This is a genomic window from Polaromonas sp., from assembly GCF_036676035.1.
Lineage (GTDB): Bacteria > Pseudomonadota > Gammaproteobacteria > Burkholderiales > Burkholderiaceae_C > Polaromonas.
In genome coordinates, this window is the sequence record NZ_JAKFDR010000078.1 from 1 (window position 1) to 1,994 (window position 1,994).

At 62.3% G+C, this 1,994-nt stretch carries 2 protein-coding genes; both read left to right on the forward strand.

Features of this window, described 5'->3' with window-relative positions:
• Window positions 1-243 precede the first annotated feature (243 nt).
• Window positions 244-1,272 carry a PhoH family protein gene (locus V6M61_RS12710; protein WP_332776944.1) on the forward strand — a complete coding sequence of 343 codons (1,029 nt, stop codon included), beginning with the start codon at window positions 244-246 and terminating at the stop codon, window positions 1,270-1,272.
• Entirely contained in the window at window positions 1,262-1,717 is a 456-nt protein-coding gene (gene ybeY, locus V6M61_RS12715; RefSeq protein ID WP_332776945.1) for an rRNA maturation RNase YbeY, read from the forward strand. The genes V6M61_RS12710 and ybeY overlap by 11 nt, the downstream gene beginning before the upstream one ends.
• Window positions 1,718-1,994 lie beyond the last annotated feature (277 nt).

A 1,994-nucleotide genomic window follows, 5' to 3' on the forward strand; every position in this document is an offset into this window, starting at 1 on the left:
CCAGCGCGCGCCAGGGCGGCTCAATCGGGTGCGTAGCGCTGTCACCCAAAAAGTGAACTCGCGCGTGAGCGAATAAGTATGTGTTCATGCGGTCTTGCCAGCGGTTAATGAGCGGTCAACTGCAGTTTCTAGGATCATGGGCAAATCTTATCAGCCGGGGCCATGGCCATCTTTTGGCCGGATTTAGGCGGACAATCTTGTATTGACCCCTTTTGTGACCCTTTCTGCAGGAAAACCAGCGCCTTGATCCTTCGCTACACCTTCACCCCGCCCAACAACACCCGCATGGGCCATTTGTGCGGGCCCATGGACTCGCACATCCGCACAATCGAGGCGGCGCTGCAGATCACGATTGCACACCGCTTCGAGCAGTTCAAGATCGACGGTCCCAAGGCCAGGGCGCAGCAGGCGCTGGAGGTGCTGCAGGCGCTGTACGAGATGGCGCAACGCCCGATTCCTGAAGAAACGGTGCAGCTGATGCTGGCCACCGACGCTTCCAACACCGGCCTGGGCGCCGCACCGAACGGCGCCATCACCCTGTCCACCCGGCGCGCCGACCTGCGCGCCCGCACCCCCAACCAGAGCGTGTACCTGGAAAACATCGCCACGCACGACATCACCCTCGGCATTGGCCCGGCGGGCACGGGCAAGACCTACCTGGCCGTGGCCTGCGCGGTCGACGCGCTGGAGCGCAGCGCGGTGCAGCGCATTGTGCTGACCCGCCCGGCCGTGGAAGCCGGCGAGCGCCTGGGTTTTCTGCCCGGCGACCTGATCCAGAAGGTCGACCCCTACCTGCGGCCGCTGTACGACGCGCTGTACGAACTGATGGGGTTTGAGCGCGTGCAAAAAGCCTTTGAGCGCCAGCAGATCGAGATTGCGCCGCTGGCTTTCATGCGGGGCCGCACCCTGAACCATGCTTTTGTGATCCTGGACGAGGCGCAAAACACCACGCCCGAGCAGATGAAGATGTTCTTGACGCGCCTCGGCTTTGGCACCAAGGCCGTGGTGAACGGCGACGTGAGCCAGGTCGATCTGCCGCGCACCCAGCTCAGCGGGCTGATCGACGCCGAGCGGATTTTGAAGCGGGTCAAGGGCATCGCCATCACCCGGCTGACCAGTGCCGATGTGGTGCGGCATCCGCTGGTGGCCCGCATTGTCGATGCCTACGACAAGCAGCGCAGCCCGGACATCAGCGCCGCCACGGTAGACGCTATTGATTCGATAGCTGGTCACGCACGAACCTCCAGGGCCAGGAGCAGAAGTGGCTCTTAAAAAACTCAGCCTGTCGCTGCAGTTCGGCGAGGTAAAAGACGCAGCCCGGCACCGCGCCGCCCTGCCGCGCCACAGCGTGGCTCGCTGGATACGCCATGCGCTGCAAAGCGATGCCGAAATCACGGTGCGCATTGTGGACGCCGAAGAGGGCCAGGCGCTGAACCGCGACTACCGCCAGCGCGACTACGCCACCAACGTGCTGACCTTTGACTACACGCAAGAGCCCATCGTCACCGCCGACCTGGTGCTGTGCGCGCCCGTGGTGGCCAAAGAGGCGAAAGAGAACAAAAAGACACTGCAGGCCCACTACGCCCATCTGCTGGTGCACGGCACGCTCCACGCCCAGGGCTGGGATCATGAAACCAGCGAGGCCGATGCGCAGGCCATGGAGGCGCGCGAGGTCGAGATTCTGGCTGGACTGGGGGTCAAGAATCCCTATCTTTGATTGGTTTCATGCATAAAATTTGCCTCCAGCCCTTTATTTACGGGCGTAAGCAGCTACTTAATTTATAGCAACTCGCTGGATACTCACCGTTCGGGCTGAGCTTGTCGAAGCCGCGCATGAGTTCACCGCAACGCCCTTTACCACCAAGCCGGGTCTCGCCCCGGCGGGCGAGGCACTTGTTCTTTGCTTCGCCAAAGAAAAGTACCCAAAAGAAAGGCGACCCTACTGTCTGCGACCCTTCGCTGCGCTACGGGCACCCTGCGGTGCTCGCTTCAGG